Below are 5,362 nucleotides of genomic sequence, written 5' to 3' on the forward strand. Positions count from 1 at the left end.
CATTGGTGGTGACATCAACGAGCAAGTTGACTGATTGATCCAAGAATCCCTGCGCCTTCAGGCGCCCGGAGTGTCAAGTTTGAGTAGTCTGTTAGCTGAAGGTGTAGGCTGATTGCAGCGCCCACCAGATCAAGAAGCCGATTCCGCCGGCAATGACAATCGCCGAAATGGCGATCGCTATAGGACTGTCAGCTCCCTTGAACTTCATGATTCCGCGATTTAAATCTGACATGACAGTGTTCTCCCACAATTCCAGCTTGATTGTAGCTTTGCCGTGGGCCGATGGCGGTCAATTTTCACGGCAATTACTGATTTGGTTAATGATCTGGCTGCTGAAATTGCAGGTGGGGAGTGGGTTTGGGGGGGGTTTACTGGGTTTGTGAAAAAAACTTACTAAAAAGACTTGACAAATTTAGAGAATTGAGACAATATTGTTAATACCGCAGGAAATGCGGGTGTAGCTCAGTGGTAGAGCGTCACCTTGCCAAGGTGAATGTCGCGCGTTCGAATCGCGTCACCCGCTTTAGAAGATAAACAAAATCAAGAAAACCGGTCAAGAACACCGGAAAGTAGATCAAGAAAGTTTTCGGTATACTCCATAAGGATGGTTGAAAATACCTAAGTTAGTGGTAAGATTGAATGCAGAACTTGCAAGTCAAAATTGCCGATCGGGCGAGATCTCGGAAGAGGCAGTTGAAAGCCTCGCTAGGGCGGAATTGACAAGTTTGACTAAGTGGATATGTTAACGATTATTTTTGCAAAAACGCTTTTTTTATCCGATCGCTAGTGCCATCTCAAAAAGCTCCAAAGATTGACTTAAACGATGAGTACCCCTGTCCTTGCCGACGGCGGGGTCGTCTAGTTCCCATAACGTTGACAGAAGCCTTTGGCTGCAACCGCTGTCAACAAATATTTGTATTGGACGAAAGTGGAGACGTGATCGAGCAACTATCAACGAACTATCCTTACAAGCAGGCTTGGCGGTGGACGGGCCACCAGTGGAACAGAGCGCATCCGGGTTTGAAGGCCCATTACTTGCCACTGGCTTTGGGTATGATATTGGTGCCGCTAGTTATTTGGTTGCCCTTGGCGCTACACTCGCCGGGCCCGAATATCATTCTGTGGGCAATGGTCGCCGTGCTGCTAGCAATGCTGCCGGCGCTGATGGTATGGCTCGCTTACAGGCGTTAGCTAGATGATAATAGAGGATTTTACCCATTCATCAGATGCCGCAAATGTCGCGCGTCGCGCTTATCAAGCTTCTTTGGAGTTGGCGGCGACAAAGAGTGCCGATCGCGCCGCAGCTTTGCAGGCGATGGCGGGCTCGCTGAAACGTCGGCAAAATGACATTTTAGAAGCAAATACTCTGGATCTAGAAGCGAGTCGGGACATGGCCATTCCCGAGTTGATTGTGGAGTGGCTGAAGCTGACGCCGGAACGGATCAAGACAACTGTGCAAATTCTGCAACGGTTGGGGGAAATGCCAGATCCGATCGGTAGGGTGATCAATGCTTCTTATCAGGTCGATCGGTGTCAGGTGTACTGTCAGTCGCTACCACTGGGGGCGATCGCTCTAATTTACGAGGCGTTTCCAGAGTTGGGGGCGATCGCCGCGGGTTTGTCTCTCAAAAGCGCTAACAGTTTGATTCTTAAAGGCGGCAGCGAAAGCTGGCAAACTAATACAGTAATTGGAGAAGCTTTGGTTTCGGCGATCGATGAGGTAGGTTTGCCATCGGGATGTTTGCAGATACTGCCGCCGGATCGGGGCGCTTCGATCCGAGAATTGGTCACTCAAGACCAATATCTCAATTTAATTATTCCCTACGGTAGACCAAGTTTGGTGCAGCAGGTAGTTAGGCTGTGTACAGCACCAGTTTTGAGGTCGGCAATGGGAAATTGTTACCTTTATTGGTCGCCGACTGGTAGTTTGGAGATGGCAAGGTGGATGATTTTGGACAGTCATCAAAGCGTGCCCGATCCTGTTAATGCGATCGAGAAAGTGCTGATCGATCGCAACCAAAAGCCTTCTTCCTTAGTCAGGCTGTGGAACAGTTTAAAAGAAAAAGGCTTTCAAATTAGCGGCGATGCGGATCTTGTTGCAGATTTCCCAGAGTTGAAGCTGGCGGAACCATACGAGTGGACTCAACCGTATTTAAACAAAACCATAGCGTTTAAAGTTGTCGATAGTTTAGAGATTGCGATCGGCTGGATCAACCGCTACAGCAGTGGTCACGCTGACTGCATTGCCACTGAATCTTACTTAGAAAGTCGCCAATTTGCTCTGGATGTTAACAGCGCCTCAACTTTTATTAATGCCTCACCTCGGTTTTGGCGCTATCAAAATCGGGGAGATGCGATATTTTTGGGAATGTCCAACCAAAAAGGTTATCGTCGGGGATTGATCGGGTTAGATACGCTGACGACAATTAAAGAAATTGTTCAGGGAAACGGACTTTTTTAATTTTATAGGTTATTTATGATTGGTTATTGGGATTAAACCAAACTCAAAAGTGGGAGACTATTATCGATGGGTAAGCCTTTAATAGTTGTTCCAAAAATATTTTTATAGGATACAATAATATCTTGGTAGAACAATCAGGCCGCCTCGATCTCAAGCAATTTGATCGCAAGCTCCCGGATAGCCGCAGTGGAGACAGATAAAATCTCCGCATCCTGACAACAATAAGCCGCCGGATTTATGTGTGGGTTCAATCTAAAATCTGGTACGGGATCTAATTAAATTTAGAAACTTATTAAGTCCCCTCAACATCCTCTTAGCGATCACATGAAATCAGAAAAATCACTCAATACTCTAGACAAGACGGCAACGCCGACTTTAGGCAAAGAAACGCTAATTCACCACTCGGTATATGTTAAAAAATTGCGTCCGCTGCTGCCATCAGAGGCCTTTGAAGCGAATTCCAGCAAGTTAGGGATACTGCTGATAAATATCGGGATTTTATTGTTAGGATGGGGAATTGCTGATAATCTCGATCGCTGGCCTGTCTACCTTTTATGGCTTTACTTACCTTTAGCCGTCATGATGGGTAATAGTATCATAGTTTTGCTATTTAGCTCCCACGATTTGATGCACGGTAGCGTTCAGAAAAAGTCGCGCCTGACTTATCCGATCGCCTTTTTGGGACTAAGTATGCTGTTTATGCCACCTACTCAGTGGAAAAATCTGCACAACCTCGTACATCACAATAACACGAATTCTGTGGCCGATCCCGATCGCAACTATCTGTACCAGCAACCAGATACTTGGGGAAAATGGATTCAAAATCTGTTTGTACCGTCGGTGGAAGTCAATCCGGTGTGGTTAATTGTAGGGATGGCGGGTTCGTGGTTAGTGCATAATTTCCGCAATCTCACCTCGGTGCTGTTATTTAACGATAAATCTGTTGATTACGTACCGGCTGCCTTTACAGTTAGTCCTAAAGATAGATTGAGAATCGCATTTGAATGTCTGGGAATTTTAGGCATTCATGCGAGCATTTTATTCTACCTAAATTTTCATCCGCTCAAAATCGCTCTTGCCTACTTTTTGCCGATCGCAATGGGTCATGCAGGCGCAATGTTTTACATCTATACCAACCACATGGGTTGCCGGATGACCGCCATTAATGACCCGCTGATCAACAGTGCTTCTGTGCGGGTTCCTAAAATATTTGACCTGCTGCACTTGAATTTCTCTTACCACACAGAGCATCATATTTTCCCCAGCATCAACTCAGACTATTATCCGATGGTGCAAGAGTTGTTGCAAACTCACTATCCCGATCGCATGAATTTAATTGATGCTGGCGACGCTTGGCGGTTGCTGGTGGAAACACCCCGGCATTATCAAGATGAAGTTACCTTCACTGATTCCTCTGGAACAATGTCTGTAAATTGCTCGATCGCTGAAGACTACAAAAGCTGAGAATGGGCAAAGGAATTTTCTTGTGGGGAGTAGGGGTTGGGTGTGTCGCCCGCCCCCAAAATACACTCCTAAATACTGATGCTATTTAGCACCAACGACGGCTTGAGAGAAAAGTAAGGGATTACTCGTTTTTGATTGTTGGCATCAATCTTTTGTTCTGCCATATTCAAATTTTGCTGGAACTGTCTGGCTAAAACTTGGATCGGCGTTCCCGCAAAAACTTCGTCGAAACTCATCCGGTAGAGTTCTCGGAAAGATTTATCGTAAAAACCTAAACGGTCATATCGATAAGCTGACAAAATAAACATAATTTTCAGTTGTTCAGCCGCTCGCTTGTACGGAGGAAGCAACCGTAAAATGTCCTTTTCCGTAATCACTTCGAGAGTCCCAGAAGCATTAATTTTGGGAATGTCCCGGTAGGCTGCCAAGGGCATATTGGCGGCAAAAGCCATGTATTCGTACTGGGGAAAATTGACGGCTGAATGCTGCGGGCCGCAGGTGAAAATTACAGTTGTGACAATTTTAATTAATTGTTCAACTGTGTCGATTTTGCTTGGCATTCCTTTGACTTTACCGCCGTTATCAGACGCTAATTCTTGAGCCCAGGTTTGCAGTTCCACATCTTGGGCGATCGCCTCTTTCGTCGGGTAAAAGTGTTTGAGATAGCCGGAGACAAAGGTTTCGATCGCATTCCACAGCAGTAATCCATCATCTCGGTAAGGATAGTGAGGCAGTTGATTTGGATCGTCCATGCCCCGATTTTTCAGTTCGGTTGGGAAGGCAAATTGATCCAGACTCCAGTTACTGCAAGCCTCTCTAGCTATTTCCATTGTCTCTGGCAAGCTACCGCTTAGCAAGTCATCGACGGGCCCGCCCGGAGCGATCAAATAAGAACGCGCCAGCTCGTTGTTGACCAGCATAAACCGAAAGTGCGGTTTCAGCAGCAGGCTAAGGGGGTGATTTTTAGCCAACTGTCGGGCGGTGACGATCGCGATTGGTTCCATCACCAGATGAGTTCGACCTAAATGCGAACTCATTTCGTGGTGATTGGCATCTGCTACTTGCACGCAGAGTTTCGCAAACAGCCAATCCACAGGAGGATCGAACGGGGTGTAAAGATGGCTATTTGGGGTCGGATCTAGTTGAATGGCGATCGGCACCAGTTCACCGCGATCGCGGATTCCCGTCCACCGCCAAGCGAAAAAAGCTCGCGGTTTTGGCAAGAATTTTCTGCCTTTTTCATAGCTGCCGCCTCCAATTTTTGAAGGCGCGCGATAGTGTTGGTCGCTACCCGTATAATCGGCAATGTAAATGTTTTTTTGTTGCAACTCTTGGCCAAGATCGAATAACGGGTGCAAACCATTGGTGACAAGTTAAGGCTGTAAGTTTTTTGTCAAGAGGCTTTTGGAGAATTCTTGAAAAAGAATTGGTCAGAAT

General features: G+C 46.4%; 5 protein-coding genes and 1 tRNA gene. 4 read left to right on the top strand and 2 right to left on the bottom strand.

The genetic code is table 11. The annotated features are described in order from the left end of the window. Window positions 1-91 precede the first annotated feature (91 nt). Window positions 92-232, bottom strand: a complete 141-nt coding sequence (locus tag QUB04_RS32115) for a hypothetical protein (RefSeq protein ID WP_172188980.1) — start codon at window positions 230-232, stop codon at window positions 92-94. A gap of 219 nt (window positions 233-451) precedes the next feature. Between QUB04_RS32115 and QUB04_RS32120 the strand changes: the two genes are divergently transcribed. The 4 genes from QUB04_RS32120 (at window position 452) to QUB04_RS32135 (ending at window position 3,925) form a co-directional block, all read left to right on the top strand. Then, window positions 452-523, top strand: a tRNA-Gly gene (locus QUB04_RS32120). A gap of 263 nt (window positions 524-786) precedes the next feature. Beyond that, complete coding sequence (locus tag QUB04_RS32125; RefSeq protein WP_333056560.1) at window positions 787-1,191, top strand: hypothetical protein; 405 nt, start codon at window positions 787-789, stop codon at window positions 1,189-1,191. 4 nt (window positions 1,192-1,195) lie between these two features. After that, on the top strand, window positions 1,196-2,461 hold the full coding sequence (locus QUB04_RS32130; RefSeq protein ID WP_333290710.1) for a glutamate-5-semialdehyde dehydrogenase: 1,266 nt from the start codon (window positions 1,196-1,198) through the stop codon (window positions 2,459-2,461). Between the two features lie 324 nt (window positions 2,462-2,785). Then, window positions 2,786-3,925, top strand: a complete 1,140-nt coding sequence (locus QUB04_RS32135; protein ID WP_333290711.1) for a fatty acid desaturase — start codon at window positions 2,786-2,788, stop codon at window positions 3,923-3,925. A gap of 68 nt (window positions 3,926-3,993) precedes the next feature. Here QUB04_RS32135 and QUB04_RS32140 read toward each other — a convergent pair whose 3' ends face one another. Then, window positions 3,994-5,253 (bottom strand): lipoxygenase family protein, encoded by a 1,260-nt coding sequence (locus tag QUB04_RS32140; RefSeq protein WP_333290712.1) that lies wholly within the window; start codon window positions 5,251-5,253, stop codon window positions 3,994-3,996. Window positions 5,254-5,362 lie beyond the last annotated feature (109 nt).

Origin of the sequence: Microcoleus sp. D2_18a_B4 (assembly GCF_036702475.1) — a bacterium.
Taxonomy (GTDB): domain Bacteria; phylum Cyanobacteriota; class Cyanobacteriia; order Cyanobacteriales; family Microcoleaceae; genus Microcoleus.